Origin of the sequence: Limnospira fusiformis SAG 85.79 (genome assembly GCF_012516315.1) — a bacterium.
Lineage (GTDB): Bacteria > Cyanobacteriota > Cyanobacteriia > Cyanobacteriales > Microcoleaceae > Limnospira > Limnospira fusiformis.
The window spans coordinates 5,554,796-5,579,450 of the sequence record NZ_CP051185.1 but is presented as its reverse complement, the minus strand read 5'-3'; the positions used below and the strand labels follow the sequence as shown (position 1 = coordinate 5,579,450).

General features: G+C 42.3%; 24 protein-coding genes and 3 pseudogenes. 17 read left to right on the top strand and 10 right to left on the bottom strand.

The features are described from left to right. Nucleotides 1-7 precede the first annotated feature (7 nt). The 6 genes from HFV01_RS25910 to HFV01_RS25885 form a co-directional block, all read right to left on the bottom strand. The gene (locus HFV01_RS25910; RefSeq protein ID WP_193520515.1) at nt 8-499 is read right to left on the bottom strand and encodes a hypothetical protein; all 492 of its coding nucleotides are present in this window, start codon (nt 497-499) and stop codon (nt 8-10) included. A 591-nt stretch (nt 500-1,090) separates the two neighbouring features. After that, complete coding sequence (locus HFV01_RS25905) at nt 1,091-1,438, bottom strand: hypothetical protein (protein WP_035759582.1); 348 nt, start codon at nt 1,436-1,438, stop codon at nt 1,091-1,093. 77 nt (nt 1,439-1,515) lie between these two features. Then, a complete protein-coding gene (locus HFV01_RS25900; protein WP_006625548.1) occupies nt 1,516-1,761 on the bottom strand; it encodes a hypothetical protein in 246 nt (81 codons plus the stop codon). A gap of 228 nt (nt 1,762-1,989) precedes the next feature. After that, complete coding sequence (locus HFV01_RS25895; RefSeq protein ID WP_318285970.1) at nt 1,990-3,645, bottom strand: hypothetical protein; 1,656 nt, start codon at nt 3,643-3,645, stop codon at nt 1,990-1,992. Nucleotides 3,646-3,686: 41 nt separating this feature from the next. Beyond that, complete coding sequence (locus HFV01_RS32240) at nt 3,687-3,878, bottom strand: hypothetical protein (protein ID WP_006622118.1); 192 nt, start codon at nt 3,876-3,878, stop codon at nt 3,687-3,689. A gap of 32 nt (nt 3,879-3,910) precedes the next feature. Next, nucleotides 3,911-5,677, bottom strand: a complete 1,767-nt coding sequence (locus tag HFV01_RS25885) for a hypothetical protein (protein WP_193520513.1) — start codon at nt 5,675-5,677, stop codon at nt 3,911-3,913. Nucleotides 5,678-5,751: 74 nt separating this feature from the next. On the opposite strand from HFV01_RS25885, the gene HFV01_RS25880 reads away from it, so the two are divergent. The 6 genes and pseudogenes from HFV01_RS25880 (at nt 5,752) to HFV01_RS25845 (ending at nt 11,067) form a co-directional block, all read left to right on the top strand. Further along, nucleotides 5,752-6,546, top strand: coding sequence for a hypothetical protein (locus HFV01_RS25880; protein ID WP_006668642.1), 795 nt, complete (start codon nt 5,752-5,754; stop codon nt 6,544-6,546). Between the two features lie 36 nt (nt 6,547-6,582). Then, nucleotides 6,583-6,933: a hypothetical protein gene (locus tag HFV01_RS25875; protein ID WP_006668643.1), complete on the top strand. Its 351-nt coding sequence runs from the start codon at nt 6,583-6,585 to the stop codon at nt 6,931-6,933. Nucleotides 6,934-6,973: 40 nt separating this feature from the next. Then, nucleotides 6,974-9,834: pseudogene (locus HFV01_RS32235) on the top strand (tail fiber domain-containing protein). Continuing rightward, nucleotides 9,834-10,190, top strand: coding sequence for a hypothetical protein (locus HFV01_RS25855; RefSeq protein ID WP_006622108.1), 357 nt, complete (start codon nt 9,834-9,836; stop codon nt 10,188-10,190). The pseudogene HFV01_RS32235 and the gene HFV01_RS25855 overlap by 1 nt, the downstream one beginning before the upstream one ends. Beyond that, complete coding sequence (locus HFV01_RS25850) at nt 10,187-10,462, top strand: hypothetical protein (protein WP_006670752.1); 276 nt, start codon at nt 10,187-10,189, stop codon at nt 10,460-10,462. The genes HFV01_RS25855 and HFV01_RS25850 overlap by 4 nt, the downstream gene beginning before the upstream one ends. Nucleotides 10,463-10,860: 398 nt before the next feature. Beyond that, entirely contained in the window at nt 10,861-11,067 is a 207-nt protein-coding gene (locus HFV01_RS25845) for a propionate--CoA ligase (RefSeq protein WP_193521346.1), read from the top strand. 279 nt (nt 11,068-11,346) lie between these two features. On the opposite strand, the gene HFV01_RS25840 is transcribed toward HFV01_RS25845, so the two are convergent. Continuing rightward, the gene (locus tag HFV01_RS25840) at nt 11,347-12,012 is read right to left on the bottom strand and encodes an acyl-CoA dehydrogenase family protein (protein WP_006622105.1); all 666 of its coding nucleotides are present in this window, start codon (nt 12,010-12,012) and stop codon (nt 11,347-11,349) included. A gap of 72 nt (nt 12,013-12,084) precedes the next feature. On the opposite strand from HFV01_RS25840, the pseudogene HFV01_RS25835 reads away from it, so the two are divergent. The 3 genes and pseudogenes from HFV01_RS25835 to HFV01_RS25825 all read left to right on the top strand — a co-directional run. Beyond that, a pseudogene (locus HFV01_RS25835) lies at nt 12,085-12,633 on the top strand (IS607 family transposase); the annotation flags it as partial. A 7-nt stretch (nt 12,634-12,640) separates the two neighbouring features. Beyond that, complete coding sequence (locus HFV01_RS25830; RefSeq protein ID WP_150105310.1) at nt 12,641-13,765, top strand: RNA-guided endonuclease InsQ/TnpB family protein; 1,125 nt, start codon at nt 12,641-12,643, stop codon at nt 13,763-13,765. Nucleotides 13,766-13,860: 95 nt separating this feature from the next. Further along, a complete protein-coding gene (locus HFV01_RS25825) occupies nt 13,861-14,442 on the top strand; it encodes a DUF3611 family protein (RefSeq protein WP_006622103.1) in 582 nt (193 codons plus the stop codon). Between the two features lie 81 nt (nt 14,443-14,523). Here HFV01_RS25825 and HFV01_RS25820 read toward each other — a convergent pair whose 3' ends face one another. Further along, entirely contained in the window at nt 14,524-15,063 is a 540-nt protein-coding gene (locus HFV01_RS25820) for a hypothetical protein (protein ID WP_006622102.1), read from the bottom strand. Nucleotides 15,064-15,570: 507 nt separating this feature from the next. Between HFV01_RS25820 and HFV01_RS25815 the strand changes: the two genes are divergently transcribed. Both HFV01_RS25815 and HFV01_RS25810 read left to right on the top strand, forming a co-directional pair. Further along, on the top strand, nt 15,571-16,911 hold the full coding sequence (locus HFV01_RS25815) for an adenylosuccinate synthase (protein WP_006622101.1): 1,341 nt from the start codon (nt 15,571-15,573) through the stop codon (nt 16,909-16,911). 95 nt (nt 16,912-17,006) lie between these two features. Then, the gene (locus tag HFV01_RS25810; RefSeq protein ID WP_006622100.1) at nt 17,007-17,612 is read left to right on the top strand and encodes a 50S ribosomal protein L25/general stress protein Ctc; all 606 of its coding nucleotides are present in this window, start codon (nt 17,007-17,009) and stop codon (nt 17,610-17,612) included. A 124-nt stretch (nt 17,613-17,736) separates the two neighbouring features. Here HFV01_RS25810 and HFV01_RS25805 read toward each other — a convergent pair whose 3' ends face one another. Then, nucleotides 17,737-18,753, bottom strand: a complete 1,017-nt coding sequence (locus tag HFV01_RS25805) for an adenosine kinase (RefSeq protein ID WP_006668650.1) — start codon at nt 18,751-18,753, stop codon at nt 17,737-17,739. Between the two features lie 393 nt (nt 18,754-19,146). On the opposite strand from HFV01_RS25805, the pseudogene HFV01_RS32230 reads away from it, so the two are divergent. The 3 genes and pseudogenes from HFV01_RS32230 to HFV01_RS25790 all read left to right on the top strand — a co-directional run. Continuing rightward, nucleotides 19,147-19,722 (top strand): annotated as a pseudogene (locus HFV01_RS32230) (IS607 family transposase); the annotation flags it as partial. Between the two features lie 37 nt (nt 19,723-19,759). After that, on the top strand, nt 19,760-20,827 hold the full coding sequence (locus HFV01_RS25795) for an RNA-guided endonuclease InsQ/TnpB family protein (protein ID WP_231296447.1): 1,068 nt from the start codon (nt 19,760-19,762) through the stop codon (nt 20,825-20,827). A gap of 143 nt (nt 20,828-20,970) precedes the next feature. Beyond that, nucleotides 20,971-21,414, top strand: a complete 444-nt coding sequence (locus HFV01_RS25790; protein ID WP_006622096.1) for a T3SS (YopN, CesT) and YbjN peptide-binding chaperone 1 — start codon at nt 20,971-20,973, stop codon at nt 21,412-21,414. A 218-nt stretch (nt 21,415-21,632) separates the two neighbouring features. On the opposite strand, the gene HFV01_RS25785 is transcribed toward HFV01_RS25790, so the two are convergent. Further along, nucleotides 21,633-22,439 carry a COP23 domain-containing protein gene (locus tag HFV01_RS25785; protein ID WP_006622094.1) on the bottom strand — a complete coding sequence of 269 codons (807 nt, stop codon included), beginning with the start codon at nt 22,437-22,439 and terminating at the stop codon, nt 21,633-21,635. Nucleotides 22,440-22,579: 140 nt separating this feature from the next. Here HFV01_RS25785 and crtR point away from each other — a divergent pair, with 140 nt between their 5' ends. The 3 genes from crtR (at nt 22,580) to HFV01_RS25770 (ending at nt 24,578) form a co-directional block, all read left to right on the top strand. Continuing rightward, complete coding sequence (crtR, locus tag HFV01_RS25780; protein ID WP_006618003.1) at nt 22,580-23,485, top strand: beta-carotene hydroxylase; 906 nt, start codon at nt 22,580-22,582, stop codon at nt 23,483-23,485. 10 nt (nt 23,486-23,495) lie between these two features. Further along, on the top strand, nt 23,496-24,089 hold the full coding sequence (gene lepB / locus HFV01_RS25775; RefSeq protein WP_006618002.1) for a signal peptidase I: 594 nt from the start codon (nt 23,496-23,498) through the stop codon (nt 24,087-24,089). 165 nt (nt 24,090-24,254) lie between these two features. Then, a complete protein-coding gene (locus tag HFV01_RS25770; RefSeq protein ID WP_006618001.1) occupies nt 24,255-24,578 on the top strand; it encodes a DUF1825 family protein in 324 nt (107 codons plus the stop codon). Nucleotides 24,579-24,655: the final 77 nt, after the last annotated feature.

The window sequence follows — 24,655 nt, the reverse complement described above, 5'->3', positions numbered from 1 at the left end:
TTGCTAATTAGGCGTTAGTCTGAAGCCAATCTGAAAACGGGTCAGGGTCAGGCAATGATTCGGGCATATCAGGGTCAACATGATTATCGGAGAGATTAAAAAAGTGACCCTCCAAGGCAGCGATATCGTCAGCAATAGCACCAGAAACTTTACGTGGCACCCTGACACCACCACCAAGTTTAATCAGAGTTAGAATAGCTTTAATGCTATTCTTTAACGCGATAATCTCAGAGTAGGTTAATTCCAGATTAAAGTCCTTTTCGTCCGTTACAGATGCAAACACCAACTTTTCTTTTAATGTGTAGATAGGTGATGTTTTGGGATATGGCAGATAAGGAACTACCTGGTCAAGAAATCCGGCAAAGTTGCTGAACCTTTTTAAGATTGCCAGATATTCACTAGGTGAGAGTCCATGTGTATCCTTGGTTTTTACGCTGTCTTTGTCAAGCTGGTAAATAGCGGTATTTTGGTCTACTAATGTATCTTTGTTTTTAGGCATCTGTCAGTGATTTCCAACTCATTGACAAAATCAATTTTTAAAAATACGATTGAGTTATTGAGTTGGAAATCACTGTTTTTAATATTTTTTGTTATTTATGATTATTATTTTAAACATAATTAATACTTATAAATAAACAAAAAATATATAAGCAAAACCGATATAACAAGTATTGACTTTATACCATAATTGTGAAATATTTAAATTATCGCCACAGACAACTTAACTAAAAAACCACTATCTAAAAAAATAGTGGTTAGTTTACATTGTTTGCTTTTTGGCGGTTTATCCTTTCTTACTTTTGTTCTTACCGCCTTCTCTTTTAGTCGGGGCATTAGCAGGAATATCACCCTGTACTTGATTTGCGCCTTCACTTCTCCCAACAGTTAATTCACCCAGGTTAGCTAGGGCAAGCCCATCACTGCTAGGAATTCTGAACATACTGTTATAGGTTCTTAATGATGCTGGCTTGATAGTAAAATAGTGAGCAAATACATATAACAAGCCACTAACAGAAACGATAGGAGGTGCTTTAATACTGATAAATCTCAGTATTTTTTCGCCTACCCGTGTTTGGGTGTATTTACGCCACTAGCCAGGATTAACCGGGGCCTCAACAAAGAAGCGGGTGTATTCAGACTTCTTGTATGCTCTTACTCGAGTTCCTCTTAGGATATTACGTCTGTTAGCATTAGGCGTGGAAGTATTGCTAACAGGTGGTCTCCAAATGGTTAATTCCCTAACATTGGCTGGCTCATTAGTTACTGAACTTCCACTTAAAGTGTGGAGTAAAAGCATAGGCATAGGTACGCCTATTTTTGAAGTTGCATCCACTGGAACTTCAACTACTAAACTTCTGCCTAGGTGTGGACCCTTGGCTGTTGCTAAGTTTGCTATCCAATCATCTTTGTATTTGTTCCATGCGTCAGCTAAAGGCATGATATCAGTTTCCTTTTTTCTAAATTGTCTAAATCAGGGTAGGTAAAACGATGATATTAGCGCCTACCCGATATCCATTAATCAACAAATAGCTCTGTAGCTATTACATCAATACTGCCGTCAGTAGGGTCTAAAACATCGTCTGTTGGAATTGACAATGAGACAGTTACGAGACCTGTAGCCATATTTCGGGTATAAGCAGTGACTACGGTTGCACCATCAGGATTATTACTTGCAGTAGATTGCATCCGTTGGGTTTGCTCAATAATTTCAAGTAATTGGTTTTCCAGTGTCGCAGCGCCTAGCGTTTTCTTAGTAGCCATAATCTCACCTTGATTTTATTCAATACCTAGACTATAGCAGTGTATTTGCTGATTGTGGCTGCTATAGTTTTTGCAACAGAAGCTACATATATGTAGCAGCTTTTGAGTTAAACGCGACGGTACGCTACCAATGCCAACATTACGCTAACTACCAGTTTAACCATGTCTAAGTATGTTGGTAATCTCTTTCATCGTGGATGATAGTTAGTGACTGATATGACTCAATGATTAGGTTGTAGTTGGGGGTTGATTTCCAGTTTTTAATTCTAACGATGTCCTCGTGGCTTTCCGTATGGCATTATCAACCCAACTAGGTTTTCTCTCAAAATGTAGAGGGATTTTGACTTTGGCTTTTCTAGGGTCCTGATACATTGCTAAAACACTAGCTTCACCTAAGTCGATTTTAGCTTGTTCAAATTTATCAATTAATTCCCAGTTAAGTATTTTCACTTCACTGATATACATTTTACTCTCTTTAATTCTTTTCGCATTTTGCCTACTACCAAAACCTTTTCTTTCCTCAAAAGTAATAGGGTAAACTATCCTAGCGTCAGTTAAATCAACTAACTCTTTGCATAGAGCTTCAGCTTCGTTTTTGCTTGATTCATTAACCAAAAACGAGAATCTTCTGCCATTGCTCATAGTACAAGTAACCTTAATATTCCCTTTAGTAAAGGCTGATTTACTGGGTTGAGTAAATATCCTTTGTAACCTATCCCATGTAATTTTATCCCTACTAACCGACGGTAACTCTATTTGAGTTTTTGGCAGTGTTGACCGCCTATCTTTAGTCCAGTACGGTGGTTTTTCGTAGTTGTACAAAACAAAGGTTAACTGTATTTTAAGATTAGCTGATGTACTGATTTCCTGAAAATCACCTGACCCTACAAATTGACCTATATCCCTATTCCCTAGTATTTCAGTTTGAGCTAATGTACTCGCAACATTTTCCTGTAAATTTCTCAAAGATGACACAAGTCTGAATCTTTCTCCACCAGTCTCTACCACAGCGTTAACTAATTGTTGTTGTCTATTTTGTTCTATTCTTTGTAGTGCAATATACTCATCCAAACCTTGAGCGACTAACACAATAGCCTCTTTACAGTTATCGCTAAACTCATCCCAGAACTCCTCGGAACTGTCTTGGTTCCAAATAGTGTTTATATTACCATCATATTTTTCTGGTAATTTCTCTCTAGCTTCCCTTCTTTGTTTCCCAAAACTCCATTCTTCACCTTTCTCATCACCCCATTTTTCGATTGTTGATTGACCACCGGGAATCATTCCAGTAATAGACCTTGCTAGTGTTGTTGGGCTTTTTGTTAAAAACATTTTAACAACCCGTCTACCGTGTTTAAATAACGTCCATGCTATTGCTTTCATAGCCATATTAAATGACTGTTTAACGTATGAGCCGAATGCTGTAGATACCTCCATAAGCATTTCAGGTCCCTTGCTTAATGCTACGTGCATAGCAGCCGCTTTATTGATAAAAGCGAGACCTGCTACTGGTAAAACACCGCATACTAATTTCCCAGCCATATTACCTAAGAACCCAGCCGTGGTGGTTATAAATTGTCCGGCAATATTTTGGATGTTTTTATCAATATCGCTATCGCTAATATTCCAATTAAAATTCCAGAAAGAATCCCAATTAGAGGTAATAAATCTCGCTACTTTCTCAAAGCTAAAGTTAGATAAAAACTTAGTAATTCCTTCCCATAGCCAACCTCCAAAACTTTTGCCCCATTCAACAACTTTACCAGTAACTTTAGCCCATAATTTGCCAAACCAACCTACTTCTTGGGTAGATGTTCTTTGGGCTAAATTAACTTGTCTAACGCCATTTCTACCTATACTGCTACGGGTTTGACGACTAGACAAGCTACGAGTACTCCTTAGCATTCTTGCACTTCTGGCAACCATTACAAAGTCCCTCTTAGTGGGTTATCGCCATCAATCAATTCGGTTTCTATCTTGATATCAGGAAAGTCTTTTTTCAGTAATTCTTGTACTTTCTTGGTTTCTTGTTCTCTAATATCATCCGGTTTTTTCATTGAATCATATAACCGCGTTAAATCGGCTAATATGTCTTTTGCTGGGTCATTACTGTTCACCTGTAAAGTACCTTGAGCGCGTAAGCAAATATTTATTGAATTTGATTTAATGTTGTTTGTAATGTTTCTTTTGCATCCTTCTGGTTGGTAATCTTAATTTTGCTTTCATTGGGTCCCAGTAGCTCCTCAAAATTATCAGCCTCCGGGGTAAATGCTGTTTTAATTGTTTCATATTTTTCCTCGGTAGCAAAGCCCAAATAGTCGATTATCTCCGACACTTCCCTACCTGCTTTAAACGCCGCCGCGTGAGCTAAACCTGCTTCGTGTAATGCTGTTAAAACAGCATTTTGGGTAACTTGGTGACTAATAGCAATTTCCATTACCATACCAAATATTTCAGCAATTGATTCAGCTAAGTTAGGTAATTTGATTTCGGCTTTTTCTTCGGCTTTGGTCATGAGATTGACATCATCAATCTCTACTTTAACTTCAAATTCACCCCATCTTTCGTCATCGATGTCAAACCTGTACATCAGCCATTCTGGTAATGTGTTTATTCGTTTAATTCTATTTTCTGTATTCTCGGCATTAACTGTTATTTTTTCTGGCATTTCAGCAGGAAAGGATTCAGGGTCTAAAAACTCATAAATCCTTCTAATCATTCCGCAACATTCTTCATTCATGTCTGGTATCCAAATTCTTCTAATCTTACGCGGAATAATCTCTTCCCAATTGCAGGTTTCAGTAGGATTCCGGTAGATATATCTATCGGAGGACGTACTCGTATCTATTGATATTGGATGGATTCCTAGATTTTTGAATATATACCTATACCCTAATGGATAGCCATGCAAATAATGCGTAGCTGCCCAACTTCTACCATAACTCTGTATTACATCAGATGCAAACCTGGCTGGACCTGTCCTTCTTATTGGGTTAGACCAATTACCGGAGTATCGTTGTTCATAATATACGGTACGGTTTCTAAGATTTTTAACTATACCGACAAACGATTTTATGTTATTCCCCATAGCTTGAATCCCATAGATTTGCCCCCTCCTCGCGCCAACTTGGCTAAGAACAAATTTATTAAATGAACAAATGTGTTCCCCCCCTTCTGATTCATAAATCGAGATAGTATATTCAGACCACCAGCTTCTTGGAAATAATCGTGTTGTCCCTTCTGTGATGTTTCCATTTCTGTTGACAATATATTCTAAATTTCTGCGACTAGGAAATTCATCCGGTGTTACTAAGTCAAAACTGTGATTATATGTAACAGGATTACTTGTCCCCATATCCCACGTCCCGTCCGGGTAGTGCATATACACCATAAATAGCCTGCAATCCCACGAATATTCTCTAAACTCAAGAGCCCTCTCAAGTTCTTCGAGCCATTCACCACTACTATCGTCTGGTCGCCTTCCTTTATCATCATCTATTTTATCGCCTGAATTAGGACCCCCAAAGCTGCGACCACTACCGCCTCCACCACTACTACCTCCCTTAGGTTTTTTGCCTCCCTTTGGTTCATCTCTATTTGGCGGTTCCTTAACGGTTGCCTCTTTTTTGACATCACGCCGCCGATATTCCTCATCTATTCGCTGTTCGTCATCCTCTCGTTTCCACCTGCCATGGTCTTCTGGCTTAATTCCACGCGGTACCCTAGTAATTGGGTCCCAAGGATTTACCAATCCTGGAATACCCGCTCTATCTCTTTCTCTTGCATACGGCAAACCCCTACCAAAGTCCATTGCTGAAGATGTCTGGTCGCCTAAATCTCCCGCTAAACCTGAACTTACGCCACCAGACCTACCAACATTTTTAGGCGTACTTGACCTGATACTATCTTTCACCATATCAAACGACTACATGAGACCAATCAATAACTTAGAAATATTATATAATATTACAAGATAATTGAGGACTATTCATGCGGGGAATTAGAAATATTGCTACGGAAATTAACGCTAGTAACTGGAATAACGCTGTAGAGTTATTTAATGGCGCAATCTTAGAAGGCTTGATAACTGATAGATTTCGTTATGATATTACTGCTTATGCCTATGTTTCTAGTTTGAACGCTAGGTGTTATATCCCTAGTATCAATCAATCACAAATACCTAAAATTTACCCAGAAGATAGTTATTACCAAAGGTGGGAAAAGAAACAAGATGTGTTACAAGGTTCTATAGACTTACAGATATTTTATTGGAACCTAGCCACAGAAAGCGGGTTAAATCTAGGTGTTATAAAACTCCCTTATTACGGGGGAATTCATACCGAAAATTTATTAATCGAATTGATTACCAATCAAACAGAAGGGTTAGCCATAGATTCACATTCTGTATTAAAAGCTAGGTGTCTGACTCAATTACACAACAATGATTCAATTAATATTTTTGGTATGGCAGAATACCAACTAGACACATTGCCAAAAACCCCATCACTGACCCAACCCGAAAATTTTGGGATTTCCGTAGGTAACACACCCACCCTAATTCGTGCTGCTAATACTCACAGATATCGCTTACACCTACAGAACACGGGTAGCGTTGGGGTTTGGTTTAGTCATGGACACATCAGCAATTGCATACCAGGTCAATGTTTATGGCTACCGCCTAACACTGCATGGGATGACGAGTTAAAATCTACTGCTAGTATCTACGGGATAACAGAGGATAGTGTTTCGCAGATTGTCGGGTTAGAGCAGACAATCACTTACTAACCGGCTACAATGGAATTATTTAGGAGGTAGGTGATTATGAGTTTTTCAGTTTATAGTAGCGCTCTAAATTTAGACACTCTCAATATTACTGCTAAGATACCGGGTACTCCCGTTACAACCGCTATTAGTTTAACGGCTAATACAGTTGCCGAATTAGTGGCAGTAAAAGCTAACACAAACGGGCGTAATGTATTTATCAAAAATCGGTCTAATGTACCCGTTCATTTAATCTTAGACCCCACAAAAAATACCGTAGCTAATGCCGCATTTTCTGTGAAGCCGGGTGATACTGTTATGCTCACTATTGGCGCTAGTAAACTACAAGCTATTGCCGAGTCTGTTGCAGATATTTCGGTAACTGTAGTTGAGTTTGTAACTGTTGATTAAATAGTTGGGGGATTATCCCCCTTTTTGAGGAATCTTTATTATGACTAATTTTAATATTTACTCTAGTAGATTTGGGCAGTCAACCGATGACTTGCCAGAAGGTGAAGTCAATCTGTATTTAACCAATGAAAGGGTACAGGCAGTTATTGACTCAAATACTAATTTATTCAAATTAACTGATTTATCCTGGAATAATATTACTAATAAACCTAGCACTTTCCCCCCATCTACTCATTCCCATAGCTGGACTGAAATAACGAACAAACCGACTATCTTTGCAAGTGACTGGGCAAACGTGGCGGATAAACCAGCTACGGCAACCCGTTGGCCTACGTGGTCTGAAGTTACAAGCAAACCGACAACGTTCACGCCTTCAGCGCATACTCATGCTTGGGCTGACATTACGTCAGGTGTTCCAGCTACCGCTTCACGCTGGCCGTCTTGGGCTGAAGTGACTTCTAAACCTACTACGTTTACTCCTAGTGCTCACAACCATGCTTGGAGTGAGATAACATCTATCCCAGCGACTGCCACTAGGTGGCCTACGTGGAATGAGGTGACAGGCTCACCAACTACGTTCCCCCCAACACCGCATAATCATGATGCTTCTAATATTACATCTGGTATTATCGATGTTGCTAGACTCCCTGCTGCTGCGTTGATAGGGGATACCACATACTCAGCGGGTAGTGGTTTAACTCTTAGTGGTACTACTTTCAGTTTACCAGTAGCTACCTCTGGTAGCGGTACATTTGTAACCAGTATCACCCAAACCGCTAATGGTATCACCGCTAATCTGGGGACTCCCCCGAATACAACATATAGCGCAGGTACAGGTATATCGTTATCAGGTACAACCATTATTAACTCTGCGCCTCATCAATCCACTAACCTTTCTATTTCTGGTACAGGTGACACTCGAACAATTACAAGTTCTACTGGTACTGACGTAACTATACCTGTTGCTACAACTTCCACCGCTGGTTTAATGTCTTTGGGAGACAAGACTAAGTTAAATGGAATTGCTGCAAGCGCAAATAATTACGTTCACCCAACTACAGATGGTAATTTACACGTACCTGCCACTGATGCACAAACAACGGTAAAGTACTAACTGCGGGTGCAACTGCTGGTAGTTTGAATTGGACAACATTGCCTACTGCTCCAGTCACTTCAGTTGCTGGTAAGACAGGCGCTGTAACTTTAATTAAGGGAGATGTTGGTCTAGGTAACGTAGATAATACTGCTGACTCAGTTAAAAGTGTATCAAGTTCAGCTACATTAACTACAGCTAGAACAATTGCATTATCTGGTGCGGCTACAGGTACAGCAACCAGTTTTAATGGCAGTGCTAATATTACTATTCCTGTTACCAGTTTAAATGCAGCTAATCTATCTGGTACTGTACCAAATGCCAGTATATCTGGTAGCTATAGTGGTATGACTAATTTAACTGGGTCAGGTACAGTAGACTTTGCTAAATTTTTAGGTAATGCTTCGGATACTGTTAATTTACCTAGCTTTAGTTGGACTGGCGATTTAGATACAGGTATTTATCGACCTGTTGCTGACCAGTTAGCAATCACAACTGGTGGTGTACAACGAGCTTTATTTAGTAGCGCTGGTATAACTGGTAATTTAGTAGGTAACGCTTCAACTTCAACTACACTTCAAACAGCTAGAACTATTAATGGGACCTCATTTAATGGCAGCGCTAATATAACGATAACTGCAAATACTCCAAATACATTAACAAATGGTACAGGATTAACTGGAAATAATTTTAATGGTAGTGCTGCTACTACATGGGCTGTAGCGTATGGGACTACAGCGGGAACAGCTTGTCAAGGTAATGATAGTAGATTATCTGATGCTAGAACACCTACAACTCATACTCATTCAAACATTACATTAACCGCAGGAGATGGTTTAAGTGGTGGGGGAACATTAGCAGCTAATAGAACAATTAATGTAGATTCAACTGTATTAAGAACCTCTGGAAATCAAACAATAACCGGAATTAAAACATTTAACATAACAAATAATCCAGTAACTTTTACGACTGATGAAAGTTTCCCCGATGGAAATATGCTTATTAATTTTAATGTTTGGAGGGGGTTTGACATACGCCGAATAGGGTCTATTGCTAGTACGGCAAGTTTAGTACTAAATAGTAGAGTTGGAGGGAATAGCTGGGCGTTTTCTCATCAGGGAAGTTATTCTATGCGACTTGAAGCAGAGGCTAATCCTAGAGTATTTATATATCATGGTATTAATTTTCTTGAAAGTAATGTTTGGCGAGGTGCTCCTAGCGATAGATATCCAATAGACGTATATAACAATCAAATGTATCTCATAAAAGACAACGGTCTAAGTTCGTCAAACATACATACTAGATTTCGACTAGGTGGCACAAATATTGCGTACATTAATGACAGCGGGGATTATGTCAAAGGGTCTTCGGATATCAGGTTTAAAACTGTTTTAAATGAGAATGTTAATAGCTTAGATTTAATCAAAAAATTGAATGTAATTAAATTCAAATACAATAAATTAGCAGAGTTGCATGGCTTTTGTGACAAAGAAGCCAAAATAGGATTAATCGCACAAGAAGTTCAAGAATATTATCCAGAAGCGGTTGAAGTAGTTAAAAATGACCACACAGATAGCCCTGAAGTTGACGACAAAAAAATAGATTATCTGACGATTCTTTATGAAAAATTAGTTCCTTTATTAGTGGCAGGGATTCAAGAATTGTCAGCGAAAGTAGAGTCACTAGGTAAACCCACAGCATCTACAAATGGTAATATCAGTAATTTACCGACAAGCCCTATCGGTTTAAGTGTAGGTGATTTATGGTGTGACACGGATAACGATAATGTAATCAAGCAGGTGAGATAATGTCTAACAAATATGATATATCTGAAACTAATTGGTTTTTAGCTTACAACCAATATTTTATCAAAGAGGATGATACCTCACACGGAGGTAAACGATTGCCAGATATATCAGGTAGCAAATTTGTAAGGATATTATTTGATGCAGACCAAGTTTCTACTTACTGGAAAATGGCGGGTTGGTTGAAATTTTACACATACAATGATATGAAGCAGAATATGATGGTTAAACGTGAAACTATTTGGCTAAATGAATATCAAATAATTGAATCACCACCATATAGTAATTTTTATGCGGTATTTGACCCGTTAGAACGGATAAAATGGTTTACCCTTTATTTTTGGAGATTAATGCAATGAATACAATATCAATCTGTCAAAGATTCATAATTATTGAATTAGCTTTGATAATAATTGTGGTCTTGTGTTCAGCGTATGCGATAGTCAAGGAGAATAAAATTATCGAATCAAAACTAGATTTAAACAATCAAAAGTTAGACATATTATTTGAGTTTTTTAAAAAATCGTTAGAACAAATAGCCTGTAAACAACAGTTAGGGGGCAAAAAGCAATCACCCCATCTCCCAATCAACAGAGATGATATTGATGATGATGGTTGGCGTAAGCCCTAACGCCTAACAGCTACCCCAATAACTTAATGACCCCCTATGGTTTCTGACTGTAGGGGGTGTCTATGTATTTTTTGAATACACTCCTGTATTACAGGAGTGTAGAATGTTAAAAAATCATTGAGCCTACCCCGTTACACTCCTGCAGTACAGGAGTGTAAATGATTTATATGAATGCCTACCCTATCATGTCCAGATATTACCCAGAACTAAGTTACCCCCAACAGATAGCTTTACCTACAACCTACGGCTAAGATTTTGGGGGTGAACTGATTATGTTGGTATCGGTTTCCGCACGGGGTGATTACCACCAAAGACTAGAGACTTGCTAAGGATTATGTGGGTATCGATTCCCATCTCGGTAATTGTCACCAGTTGAAAAGTTGTTTAGGGGTATCGGGTTGGATCCGGTAGGAGATGATTTAGATTTTGCGATCGCACATAGTTTCCCCTATAGGTCTAGTCCACGGAAAGGCGGTCTGATATCTTTGTACGTTGATTCCCTAGCGGGTTCCCCCCTACGGCTACCTACGGCTATCGTGGTTGATTTTGAAACATATCCTCCCCTCAACCGGAACAAACACTCTTTGGGGAAACGACCGACGTGATAGCAGTCAATGGTGAGGTACGAACCGATAGGCTTGCCATTGACGGGTATCACAAGGGAGTTAACCTATCGGTGTCTGGTTGAGGGGAGGTGTGGGTATTTGACAGATTGATTAAGTTGTGCTTATTGATTAACCCGTCAATAATTAAGTTTTGTTGCTAAGGGATATGCACTAATCGTCCCGTGTGCTAAGACTGAATGGAGTGCATATTAAGTGTAACGGTACGACTATCGGGTTAAGTAAATTCCGGTAATTGCAGTTAGGGTAGGGGTTTAGGGTTCATGACCCTAACCGGATAGACACCACCAGGTTAGCTGATAAAAACCAATCAGTCAGCCTCACAGTAACCGTATTAGTCGCAGTCATAGCACAAAGAGACCTATGTACACCCAGGCTAATTTCCCCCTGAGTTCCCTGAGTATCCCGAAAAGGAACCATCCCAAACACCGCCCGCCCATCTGGTAAACTCGCCGCCAGGATAAACTGATCAAAAATGCCAGATCCTGTCACCCAGGGAACTGTTCCGTTAAGCTGAAACCCTCCCTCAACCTCTAATGCTGTCACCATTCGCTTTCCAGAATGTCTCAAATGAGAAAAACCAATTCCTACCCCAACGGTTCCGTATTTCATCTCAGGTAAATATTGCTCTCGGAGGGTAGAATTATCACTTAGGGATAGCATCCCCGCCGCGCTTTGATGTTGGGTCTGCAAAAATGCTAAAGCCCCAGAATAGCGGGCTATTTGTTCCGTGAATAGGGCGAAGGTTTCTGCTGTTACTGGGGCGGGTCCGACCCGTAAAGTCAGAACTCCTAGTTTCCCTAACCCCCGCCAAGCCGGCTTTAATGCTTCTGGTTGGCGATCTATTTCAGCCGCCACAGGGGCGACGGCAGTTTGTAAATAGGTGTTGGTGGTTTCCAGCAGGTCTGACGTGCTTGCTAGTAACAAAAAACTTCCTCAAACCTACACACAAACCAAAAACCTGTTACAATAGCAACCACCACAATAACCGGAGTTAAAGTGCCAAAATATGTTACACCCAGCGTTGCCACCTGGCGAAGATGGGAAAAACTCGGCGCAATTAAAGCCGTTCGTACCGTTGGCAACCAACGCAGATACATCATCGAAGAAGCCGAGAAACAAAAGCCCATTGTCTGTTATACAAGAGTCAGCACCCATTCCCAAAAGGATGACCTCATTAGACAGGCTGAATTTCTACGCAGCGCATACCCAACAGCATAAATTCTTACAGAAGTTGGCAGTGGACTCAATTTTAAACGGCGAAAATTCCTCGCTATATTGGAACGAATATACGAAGGAAATATCGGCACACTTGTCATCGCTCACGCCGATAGGCTTGTCCGTTTCGGATTTCCACTCATTGAATGGTTATGTGCAGAAAGTGGATGTTAATTCGTGGTTCTCAGGAAAAAGAGTCTCTCTCCAGAACAAGAACTCGTTAGCGATATCTTGTCCATCCTCCACTGTTTCTCTGCTCGGATTTACGGACTACGAAAGTACGAAAAACCAGCCCGTAAAGAACTTCAAAAAGAAACCCCGTCATCAGACAAGCAAGATGACTCCGAACAGATTGAGGAAGGTGAGATTGTATCCTGGTCAAGAATTACAGGCTGTTTGGAAACGTTGGTTAGCTGCTTATCGGTGGATTTATAACTATACCATTGCCACTTTTAAACATGGCTATAAAGGGAGCTGTTTTGACTGCCAAAAGTTAGTCAGAGATAGTGACAAACCGGAATGGGTGAAATCTTTACCAGGACATCAATTACAGGAAGCAGTAGCCGATGCTTTCGATGCTTTTAAACAAGCTAATGCAGCCGGTGGTCAAGTCAAATTCAAGTCCTGTAGAGCACCATCTCAAATCATTAAATTCAAGGTGAATAACTTTAAAAATGGGGCTTGGTATCCCCGTTTAACTAAAGGTTTAACCTTTACTTCACCTCAAGCTATACCTAAGAATTGCCTTTATGGAACACAACTAAAATACGCAAGGGGTAAATGGTATGGTTGTTTTCCAGAGTATCAAGAGCGGGAAACAACAGAGCAAAAGCGAGTTATGGCTTTAGACCCTGGTGTGCGCTCCTTTTTGGTGGGTTATGATGGTGAATCCATTACTGATTTTGCCACTAATGATATTGGCAAAATCAATCGCCTTTGCTACCATTTAGACCTTTTAATGAGCCGGATTAGCCAATGTAAAATTAAACGAAAACGAGATCAAATGCGTAAAGCTTCTCATCGAATGCGGGAGCGGATTCGTAACCTAGTGGATGATTTACATAAGAAAGTCGCTCATTTCTTGGTTAATCACTATAAACTTATCTTTCTTCCTACTTTTAATTCTAGTCAAATGGTTTTAAAATCTCGTAGAAAGCTCAACTCTAAGTCAGTGAAAAACTTGTTAACTTGGAGTCACTACAGATTTGCTAAACATCTGATGCAACAGGCAGAAAGAAAAGGTGTTTTAGTGGTTCGTTGTAACGAAAGTTATACCTCTAAAACCTGCCCCCATTGTGGTAAAATCCATGAGAAACTAGGGGGAAGTAAGGTTTTTAAATGTCCTAATTGCGGCTATACAGCACCCCGTGATTGGGTAGGCGCACGAAACATTATGCTTCGTGCTTTGCAGGCTACTGCCGTTGTCTTCCAAGACAATGCGATACTTTTTCAATCTGTGTAAAGCTTTCATAATTTTTGTACAGGTTTGAACAGGTTAAATGTAGCACACCGAACTGATTATCTACCATTGGTCAAGTCAAAATATAGCCTCAAACAATGTCTAATCCATCTGAACGCCCAGCTTTACCTGCGTCCGCCCAGCGAGTTGCTGTTGCCCTCCGTAGGGCGGGATGGATCTGTTTTTGGGCGCAGCTTGTCCTAGCTGTAATTTCTGCCATTATCCTATTTTTTGCGGCTGTAGCCGCCCAAACTACCGGCGGCGGGAGTACATCCGCCGTGACTAGCGGCGGTTTCTTTTTTGCCGTGGCTGGCTTGTTGGTGTTGGGGTTCAGTACCTATCAAGCCTATGCTTATACTCGCCTATCTAAACGCTTACGAGAGGGTAGACCGCAGCGACCTTCCCGCGCTGACACTATTAAGCAAATTCGCATTACCCTAATTAGTAATTTGGTGGGAATGACTCTCACCCTCATTGCGGCAGAGGCGATCGGTGGGATATTATTTGCTAAAGCCCTCTCTCAACCTACTTCCCAGTTAGTATTCGGAACCGGTACTGTTCGCGACTTTATCCAACCTCTAGATCTGATTGTCGTTCTCGCCAGCAATCACACCATTCTAGCCCACTTTGTCGGTATTGTTGCCTCAATTTGGTTAATTGACCAGATTTATAAGCAATAAGGGCGGGTGATATGATCGGGTGATTCCTTCGTCTCTACGGGTGGGGGAACATTTGCCAGAAACCACCCCTAGAGCATGATTTTAAATTTCTTCCATGTCAATATATAAAATTTCTTCTGGTTCAATTACTTTCGGTAAATGAGTTAAGCGATATTGGGTTCCTTTGGGAATTATGATTTCATTTTCGCTGTAAATTAAAAACTCTTTAATTGAAATGCCAGAAATATTATTTTTAATCCTGATGATTACTGGATAGGCAGAATAAGCATAATCTTCCGCTACTAACTCATCGGAGGTAAAGCTGGTCATATAGTCAATAGTATATCCGCAATTGCGTTGAATAAGTGTCAGAAAAGATTGCAGTTTTTCTAATTTACTAAAAGGGATACCACGATAAATAGTGCCTTGGTAGGGAGGCATACGGTTCACAAAATTATTAACCAGTTGAATGTCGGGGGTAGTTTTGCCTTCTCGCTCAAGGTTTTTGATGTTCATGAAGCCAGAGGGGGTTGATTTGGTGATTTTGTCGATCGCAACTTCTGCCTCAAATTGGCTCATGCCAGTAAGTTTCTGCACTTTGTGTAATAAGTTTATATTGGCTTCATTTAGAGTATTAATCATGGTAATGCTATCCTAATTGGTAATTTTAAATCAACGGAATTCCGGATTTTTTAGATAAAAAAATTCCCCCTAATCATTGAGGATTAGTCAATGTCGCTGACTGGCAACAATTACGGAGTTGATTGAGAAGTTGATTGATAAAAAGTCAAAAGCAATCAGTCTAATTAATAAAAGAGAAGCAGACGAACTTTAAAGGGGTTTTTTAAATTTATCAAAATCCCTAATGGGGTATTTGATGGGAAAAAGAGAGTTTGGGCTGATTACTTATACTCCTCTTTTACTAAGATACAACAATTTCTGTAGCTTATTTTACAAAAACACATTTTTTTACAAAACTTTACATGATATCGGGGAGCCGAATTAGGGTGGTGAGATTTCTGGTGAAGCCGAGGAGAAGCAGGTTCTAAGGCTATTGGGGGAGATTTGGCGATCGAAGTATTTGACATGACACCAATGGACATTAGATAATAGGAGTTTGTGTAAACCGTAGCTTGGCGTAAGAGTCCCTTGGCTAACGTAATCGTAATAGGTGCCCAGTGGGGCGACGAAGGAAAAGGAAAAGTTACCGATCTCCTCAGCAAATCGGCTGATGTTGTGGTTCGCTACCAAGGAGGAGTGAATGCGGGTCATACCGTTGTAGTCAACGGCCAGACCTTTAAACTGCATCTGATTCCATCGGGAATTTTGTATCCTGATACCGAGTGCATTATCGGTTCGGGGACGGTGATTGATCCCAAAATATTGATTGGAGAACTGGACCAACTAGAAGAACTTGGCATTTCTACCGCCAAACTGATGATCGCTCAAACGGCTCATGTGACGATGCCTTATCACCGTTTGATTGATCAGGCATCGGAGGAACGCCGAGGAACTCGTAAAATTGGGACAACGGGCAGAGGTATTGGTCCGACCTATGCTGATAAGTCAGAACGCACGGGTATTCGAGTCATTGATTTGATGGACTCGGAAAGTCTGCGATCGCAACTCGAATGGACAATTAAATATAAAAACGTCCTCCTCGAAAAACTCTATGATCTGCCCCCGGTAGACCCGGAAGCAGTGATCACAGAATATCTGGGATATGCAGAACGCCTGCGTCCCCATGTGGTTGATGCCTCCTTGAAAATTGATAATGCTGTGCGGAAACGGCACAATATTTTATTTGAAGGAGCCCAGGGAACCCTACTAGACCTAGATCATGGCACTTATCCCTATGTCACCTCATCTAATCCGGTGGCGGGTGGCGCTTGTGTGGGCGCTGGTGTGGGACCAACCATGATTGATCGGGTGATTGGTGTGGCGAAAGCCTATACTACCAGGGTGGGAGAGGGACCTTTTCCTACGGAAATGGTTGATGGCATTGGTCAGGTATTATGCGATCGCGGCGCGGAATTTGGAACCACCACCGGACGACAACGGCGGTGTGGTTGGTTTGATGGGGTGATTGGTCGCTATGCAGTGCGTATTAATGGCTTAGACTGTCTGGCTATTACCAAACTTGATGTTTTGGATGAGTTGGAAGAGATCAAAGTTTGCGTCGCCTATAATCTTGATGGTGAACGCTGCGAAGATTTCCCTAGTGATGGTCGCAAGTTTGCTCGCTGTCAGCCGATTTATGAAACCTTACCGGGATGGAAAAAATCTACGGCTGAATGTCGCGATTTGGAAGACTTACCGAAACAAGCTCTTGATTATCTCAAGTTTTTGGCGGAATTAATGGAGGTTCCGATCGCCATTGTTTCTCTAGGAGCCAGTCGCGATCAAACCATTATTGTCGAAGACCCCATTCACGGCCCGAAAAGAGCTTTATTAGATGCCAAAGGTCAGCCCGTAGAGCATCAATCTTAACCCGAGTGATCAAATTTTATGGGGTGGCGATCGCTCGGCATTTTTGGGTTAAAATATCCCTAAATTCATCACAGTTTAGTTAGTAGGAAATAATCATGGAAATCACTGTACAATGTCAGAAGCGACCATCAGGTTCTAAACCGAGAGCTTTACGCCGTGAGGGTCTAATTCCCGCCGTTCTTTATGGTCATAAAGGGGCTGAATCTGAAGAACTGACCATTGATGCCAAAAGCGCTGAAAATCTCATGAAAAAGGGAGCCGTGAATCATACCTTGATTCAACTGAATATTCCCGATTTATCCTGGGCTGGTAAGGCTCTGTTGCGGGAAGTACAAACCCACCCATGGAAAGGCTTTCCTTATCATCTGAGTTTTTTCTCAGTAGGAACTCTCGAGAGTGTGGAAGTCACTATTCCCCTAAACTTTATCGGCGAACCCATCGGAGTTAAAAATAGTGGGGGAATGCTTGATCTAGTAATTACTGAAGTGCAAGTAAACTGCAAGCCAGGGAATATTCCCGAAGCTATTGATGTAGAAGTTTCTTCACTAGAAGTTGGCGATGCGCTGCATATTAGTGAACTGCAACTCCCAGAGGGTGTAGAAGTTATTGCTGAGGCTGATCAAGTAGTGGCTTCAATTCTGTATCGTGGTGGCGGACAAGCTGAAGACGGGGAAGGAGAAACTGAGGCAGCTACAGCTTAATCAGAATTAGGGGCGGTTTGGACCGGGTACAAACAAGATAGATATTCCTATTTCTGTAGTCCGGGGTTAAGGAGAGAGTAGGAAACCGCCCCTACAGGATAATGATCGATAATCGATGATCAAATTAGCGGCTGATGATTTTTTCTAGCTGTGACCGATAGGATTCTGATAAACGAGGGCCCCGGACTTGTACAATTTGAGAACCTAGATAATTCCCCCAGCGAGCAGCTTTCTCAGTAGTTAATCCGTTAGTGAGTCCATAGAGAACGCCACCAGCAAAAGCATCCCCCGCACCTACAGTATCAATAGGCTTCACCGGAAAACCAGAAACCGGGGTAATGGTTTGATTTTGGACAACTAAACAGCCTTGACCGCCATTAGTAATGAAAATTAGATCCGCTAAGGAAGACATTTGACGCGCACAGGCTTCTAGGTCTGTTTCTTGACAAAACGCCTTGACTTCATCTGCATTACAGAAAATCACATCAGCATATTCTGCTGATAATTGTCGCAGTTCCTCGCCGTGTCGTTCCACCAGGAATAGGTCAGAAAAGGTGAGAGCCACCTTAATATTATGGGTTTGAGCTTGTTGGAGGATATCTAAACAGGCTAGGCGGGGTTCAGGAGCATCCCAGAGATAACCTTCAATATATACATATTGGCTGCGGCGAAATGCTTCCCAATCGATATCGGCTGGAGACAGAGCAATAGATACCCCTAAATTAGTACATAAGGTGCGTTCTGCGTCTGGGGTGGTCAGGACTAAACAGGTTCCTGTGGGTCCTTGTTCTTCAGTAGCCGATTTAACCCCAAACTCAATTCCGGCGGCGGTCATGTCTTGTCTGTAAAACTCGCCGTTGGTGTCGGAACCTACTTTGGCTGCAAAATAACCAGTTCCACCACTTTGAGCGATCGCCATCATGGTATTAGCAGCAGAACCGCCACAGCTTAATTTAAGTGGGCTATTCTCCAACTCTTGCAATAAAGTACCCTGTTGGTGAGCATCCATCAGAGTCATACCGCCGCGACCCAGTTGATGAGTTTCCAGAAAATCATCTTCGACAAAGGCCAGAATATCTAATAGGGCATTTCCTACCCCAAACACATCTAAAGATTTTCCGTCCTGTGCATTTATAACCATTGTATTGCTTTAGTATTGATCAAAGTATAGGAGTTTGAGGAAGGGATTTCACCCGGCCACCTACTACGGTGGAGTCATTTTTCTAGTTGGCGATAGGCTTGAATGGCAAAAAAGAAAAACCCTACGGAACCTAAGAGGAGTAACACGGGTTCAATAAGACTGCCTGTAAAAATTTCGCTCATAGCCTTAACCTTAACTTTTTCATCGCAGGATTCTGTTTAATATACCACAACCCGATTGCCGAAATCGCCGATTTTCCATAATCCACAAGCATTTGGGCTGAGTGGTAGCCGCGCGTGGCCACTTAGCAGATAGAGCATGATTTAATCTCAAATTAGGTTAATATTTTAGGGCAATACGGTATAATAAGCGAGAAGAGTTGAGGATAAACCTATTGCCAAATATGTCAAACCCAAGGAAGCCGCCCAAATCCTTGGAGTCCATGAAAGAACACTCCGCAGATGGGACGACAATGGCTCAATCGAGACCATCAGAACCCCCGCTGGGCAACGACGATACAACGTTGAGTGATATACTGCTGCCAAATCAGGCAGTGACAAACGCAAAGTCGTTATCTATGCCAGAGTTAGTAGCCGCGCCCAGCAGTCAGACCTCAACCGACAGGTGGCCGCACTGTCCAACCTCTACCCCGAAGCAGAAGTCGTCTCAGAAATCGGAGGCGGGCTCAACTTCAAGGGAAAGAAAATGCTGGCCTTACTGGGACAAGTCTTGTCAGGAGATGTCCGCATGGTTGTCGTTGCCCACCCAGACCGATTGGCAATATGGGGATTTGACTTGTTTCGATGGCTCTGTGAGCAAAACAGGTGTTCACTCATGGTTCTCAACCAGACAAGTCTCAGTCCAGAACCAGAAATGGTTGAGGACATCCTCGCCATCCTCCACTGCTTCAGTTCCCGATTATACCGACGGAGTAAATACAAAACTCAGGTCAAAGAAGATCCGGATTTACCCCAGCCTAGAGCTAAATCAAGTCTGGCGCCAATGGTTGGCCGCTTGTCGGTATTGCTACAACCAAGCAATTGCATTATCCCGGAGTGGTAAACGACTAAGCAAGTTAAAGTTACGCAATAAAGTGATGCAGAGTGACTTACCCGAATGGGTCAAAGAAACACCCTGCCACATTCGGCAAAATGCCATCTTTGATGCCTATCAGGCTTTGACCGCTAGTGCTAATGCCAGGTTTAGAAGTTGTCGTGACAGCTCTCAAGGGATTAAGTTCAATAATACTAATTTCTCTTCAGGGAGTTGGTATCCAAGACTAACGAAAGGATTAACTTTCATGGTTTCCGAACCCATCCCTAAAACTTGCGGGCAAGGGACTCAGTTGGTGTTTACCAAAGGTCGATGGTTGGCGATTTTCCCTGAACCAGTTGCCGTTACCACAACTGACGCTACTGGCGTGATTGCATTAGACCCGGGTGTCCGAACTTTCATAACTGGGTTTGATGGCTCTCGGTTTCTGGAATTGGGCTCCGGGGATATTGGACGCATTACTAGGCTATGTCAACATTTGGATGATTTGATGAGCCGAATCGCCAAGGAACCCTGTCGTTCAAGAAGGCGACGGATGAGGCAAGCGGCTCAACGAATGAGAACCAAAATCCGGAATTTAGTGGATGAAGCCCACAAACAAATTGCTCACTACTTGACTCACAACTACAGCATAATTTTTCTGCCGACCTTCGAGACTTCCGATATGGTTGCCAAGGTGAAGCGTCTAATCAGGTCTAAGACTGCCCGCGCCATGCTGACATGGGCGCATTATCGATTCAAACTAACCCTGAGGCATCAAGGGGAAATAACTGGAAGCACAGTTGTAGATGTGACGGAAGAATACACCAGCAAAACCTGTACTCACTGTGGTCATGTGCATTCCCAGCTAGGTGGCTCAAAAGTGTTCCGATGTCCTGAGTGTGGGTTCACTCTACCACGGGACTGGAACGGTGCTTTTGGAATCTTTCTAAAAGCTTTGCGGGATACCGCCTCTGTTACCTTAACCGGTAATAGTGCTATCGTCGCATTGTCCGGGAACAACCGGAAAAATGTCGCGTAAATGTATCAGATCATGGTTGCCTGGTCGGGATATGATTTGTTGGTTGCCATTAATACCCACTAACACTAAAAAAGTTGTAGTGAGGACATTCTGGCACAAGTGTTTGGTAAAACTATGATCAATATACTGAAAGGGGGAAGCCGATGAAATTCGAGAGTGCAATACAGGAAGCCTGTTATGAGAAAATTACTACTTGGATGAGGGAACTTTACGGTAAATTTCCTTGTGCCAGACAGGATGTGCCGGGACTGGCCCTGTTTATGGGGTCAGCACTGGTGGAGGTGTTTGTTTTTCCGTGGGGAAAAGATGAGGCAATTATTAACACTCGTTCCTATGTGGTGACGGGAACAGAACTTACCCCAGACCTGATGCGGTTTCTGTTGCGGGAAAACAGCAATATGCGCTTTGGAGCCTTTGGCATTGATGATAATGGTGATGTTCTGTTCGAGCATACCATTGTGGGTTCGACCTGCGACAAAATTGAACTGGAATCTTCGGTAAATGCGGTGCTAGAAATTGCTGATGATTATGATGACAAAATTGTGGAGCGTTGGGGAGGAATGCGGGCTTTAGATCGGATTCGCTAGTATTATACTGTGGCCGATCGCTCTACCACCACCAAATTTTATCGAAAATGTCGGGCAGAATACCCCATCCTTTTTGCCAGGTGCGGATGAATGCCCGACCAATATACTCAATCTTCTCGCCGCTATCTACAGACGGCGCGTGACCTCGCTCCGGTTTTTTGGTGTTGACAAATCCTGACCCACCACCAAACCCCCGGATTTGGGGGTTTAAGGGGAGATTAGCGGAAGAAACGGCGATCCATGCGATTTCCAGTGCCGCCGTCTGCTGGGTCTAGGAAAGGTTTTAACAGAATCCCTTGGGAACGATTAGACGAACTCCTGGGAATGATGCCTTCCAGTGTACCAAGGGTTGAGCGTTCATTGACCAAAGTCAAAACTCCCTGGGTACTCTGTCCGCTGTCAGCAATTAACAAATTCTGAAAAATGCGATCGCGCACGACTTCGGCACTTTCGCCAGCCGGAACCGTCAGGACAATCCGACATTGAGGGATATCTTCCGTAGTAGCACAAACAGTGTTGTGGCCATTTTCTACAGCGGTCTGTAAAGCCACCAACCCATCAGGGCGATAGGACTCCAGACGGCTACTAATTTCCTGACAGCGACGTTGGGGAGTCCAACCACCTCCCATTTCACCAGGAACCGCCCAGGGGAAGCCTTGAGTTGGTTGGCTGACGGGATAATACATAACTGTATATTGACCGTTGACCACTTCACAGCGGAACCGGGGAATATTGGCGGTTTCTGTTTCTACTTCTACCTGGGGAATGGGAACTGTCTCCTCTTGCTGGGGAGGAATAGAGGTTTGTGTAGGGATTGGTTGTGGGTTTTGGGGAAAATTAATCCTAGGAAGACCGAGTTGATCAGTAATCTGGGACCAGGAGGGACTAAAATGGCGATCGCCTATGGACAGGGGCCTAGCTGTGGCCGCACCCTGATTGATTACCAGAGGCATGGCTAAGGATAAGCTGATCACCCCGAAAATAGGGGAAAATTTACGCCAACCAAACTTGAATTGTGTAAACATGGAATTTTTTTCCTCCTTCAGGTAAAGTAGTGATATTTTCTTAGGCAAGGTGGCAACTCATTTTGTTTACAAATATTTACAGTTGCTCAGGACTCGCGTAAAATACTCAGGTGTCAAACTTCTAAGGAGTGCAAACAATAATGTCGGAGGGCCAGAAGCTGCTGACGGTTCCCAAGGATTTCCTAGTCCCGGAAGGGGGTTTAAATATAACCCTCCTTATGTTCTTAGGGGCTATTGCGATCGTCATTAGTTCTACTCTAGGTTACTGGTGCTGGCACTGGCCTAATTGGTTCTGTTTTTTGTGTAATGTACTAGCCCTACATCTAGCAGGGACAGTCATTCATGACGCATCCCATAATTCTGCACACCGCGATCGCACCCTGAATGCGATTCTGGGACATGGTAGTGCTTTAATGTTGGGTTTTGCCTTTCCAGTTTTTACCCGGGTCCATATCCAACATCATGCCCATGTTAATGACCCAGACAATGATCCTGATCATTTTGTTTCCACAGGGGGGCCGTTGTGGTTAATTGCAGCCAGATTTTTTTATCACGAGATTTTCTTCTTCCGGCGGCGACTGTGGCGCAAGTATGAGTTACTGGAGTGGTTTTTAAGCCGTATGGTGGTCGTGGTAATTGTCGCCCTAGGGGTTCACTATGATTTTTTGGGCTATATTCTCAACTTCTGGTTTACTCCGGCTTTAGTGGTAGGACTGGCTTTGGGCTTATTCTTTGACTATTTGCCCCATCGTCCTTTTCAAGAACGCAATCGCTGGAAAAATGCCAGGGTTTATCCTAGTGCGCTCCTCAATATTTTGATTTTGGGACAAAACTACCACTTGATCCATCATCTGTGGCCGTCAATTCCCTGGTATAAATATAAACCTGCCTACGAAGCGACTAAACCTCTGTTAGATGCCAAAGGCTCTCCCCAAACCTTGGGATTGCTTAATGGCAAGGACTTCTGGGGTTTCATGTATGATATTTTCCTAGGGATTCGTTTTCACCATCACAAATCGCCTAAGTTGTCTAACTCAGAGGATTGAATCAACCAAAATGAGATCCCAGGAACAAAAACAGGAACCACAAGGGGAAACCAAGCCCAAAGACCCGGCTCCAACCGCTAAAGGGGGGAAATTTCGGGAAAATTTGGTGATTCTGGCGGTGGCTTTGAGTCTATCGTTACTAATCCGCATTTTTGTGGCTGAACCCCGTTATATTCCCTCGGATTCAATGTTCCCGACTTTGGAAATTGGCGATCGCTTAGTGGTAGAAAAGGTTTTATATAGATTCAGTCCTCCCAAGTTTGGGGATATTATTGTTTTTACGCCACCTGGACAGTTAAGGGTTCAAGGCTACACCAAAGACCAAGCATTTATCAAGCGTATTATTGGTGAACCAGGTCAACTGGTGGAAATTCGCGGCGGTAAGGTTTATTTAGATAATGATCCGATCGCAGAAGAGTATATCGCGGAACCTCCTGAGTATGATTGGGGACCGAATTTGGTACCTGACCAACAGTATTTTGTCATGGGAGATAACCGCAACGATAGCAATGATTCCCACATCTGGGGATTTTTACCCCAACAGAACATTATTGGTAGGGCGGCTTGGCGTTTTTGGCCTTGGAAACGATTAGGGCCGATCTAAGATAAAATTTGTCTATAAGGATTATAGCCCGAAGTGGTACGGCAATTGCGACCCTTGGGGGGTACAGTAGCCGAGATTTCGGTGTTACAATTGTAGACAAAATATAGGAGCAATTCCTGGGTTAAGGAATCGCGATCGCCTGTTGTATAAAAGATTTAACCAATTATGAGTTTCTTTGAATCTGAGATTGTACAGCAAGAAGCCAAACAGTTATTTGAGGACTATCAGTCTTTAATCCAACTGGGAAGCGATTATGGGAAATTTGACCGAGAGGGCAAAAAACTGTTTATTGAGAATATGGAATCGATGATGGATCGTTACCGTATCTTTATGAAGCGGTTTGAACTGTCTGAGGATTTCATGGCCCAGATGACTATGGAACAGTTAAAAACTCAACTAGGCCAGTTTGGGATTACCCCTGACCAGATGTTCCAACAAATGCACATGACCCTAGAAAAGATGAAATCGGAACTGGAAAAACAACCTTAGATGGTTTATCCAAAAACTTGAGCCTCAGAAAATGCTGTATATGGCATTTTGGGGGCTTATTTTGTCCGCTACAAGGC

Bases quoted from the DNA above. Each gene is read 5' to 3' on its own strand.
- HFV01_RS25810 (WP_006622100.1), top strand. From the start codon at position 17,007: ATGGAAATCACTGTACAATGTCAGAAGCGACCATCAGGTTCTAAACCG.
- HFV01_RS25875 (WP_006668643.1), top strand. From the start codon at position 6,583: ATGAGTTTTTCAGTTTATAGTAGCGCTCTAAATTTAGACACTCTCAAT.
- HFV01_RS25790 (WP_006622096.1), top strand. From the start codon at position 20,971: ATGAAATTCGAGAGTGCAATACAGGAAGCCTGTTATGAGAAAATTACT.
- HFV01_RS25880 (WP_006668642.1), top strand. From the start codon at position 5,752: ATGCGGGGAATTAGAAATATTGCTACGGAAATTAACGCTAGTAACTGG.
- HFV01_RS25900 (WP_006625548.1), bottom strand. From the start codon at position 1,761: ATGGCTACTAAGAAAACGCTAGGCGCTGCGACACTGGAAAACCAATTA.
- HFV01_RS25785 (WP_006622094.1), bottom strand. From the start codon at position 22,439: ATGTTTACACAATTCAAGTTTGGTTGGCGTAAATTTTCCCCTATTTTC.
- HFV01_RS25820 (WP_006622102.1), bottom strand. From the start codon at position 15,063: ATGATTAATACTCTAAATGAAGCCAATATAAACTTATTACACAAAGTG.
- HFV01_RS25825 (WP_006622103.1), top strand. From the start codon at position 13,861: ATGTCTAATCCATCTGAACGCCCAGCTTTACCTGCGTCCGCCCAGCGA.
- lepB (WP_006618002.1), top strand. From the start codon at position 23,496: ATGAGATCCCAGGAACAAAAACAGGAACCACAAGGGGAAACCAAGCCC.
- HFV01_RS25770 (WP_006618001.1), top strand. From the start codon at position 24,255: ATGAGTTTCTTTGAATCTGAGATTGTACAGCAAGAAGCCAAACAGTTA.
- HFV01_RS25910 (WP_193520515.1), bottom strand. From the start codon at position 499: ATGCCTAAAAACAAAGATACATTAGTAGACCAAAATACCGCTATTTAC.
- crtR (WP_006618003.1), top strand. From the start codon at position 22,580: ATGTCGGAGGGCCAGAAGCTGCTGACGGTTCCCAAGGATTTCCTAGTC.
- HFV01_RS25885 (WP_193520513.1), bottom strand. From the start codon at position 5,677: ATGGTGAAAGATAGTATCAGGTCAAGTACGCCTAAAAATGTTGGTAGG.
- HFV01_RS25850 (WP_006670752.1), top strand. From the start codon at position 10,187: ATGAATACAATATCAATCTGTCAAAGATTCATAATTATTGAATTAGCT.
- HFV01_RS25805 (WP_006668650.1), bottom strand. From the start codon at position 18,753: ATGGTTATAAATGCACAGGACGGAAAATCTTTAGATGTGTTTGGGGTA.
- HFV01_RS25855 (WP_006622108.1), top strand. From the start codon at position 9,834: ATGTCTAACAAATATGATATATCTGAAACTAATTGGTTTTTAGCTTAC.
- HFV01_RS25905 (WP_035759582.1), bottom strand. From the start codon at position 1,438: ATGCCTTTAGCTGACGCATGGAACAAATACAAAGATGATTGGATAGCA.
- HFV01_RS25830 (WP_150105310.1), top strand. From the start codon at position 12,641: ATGACTCCGAACAGATTGAGGAAGGTGAGATTGTATCCTGGTCAAGAA.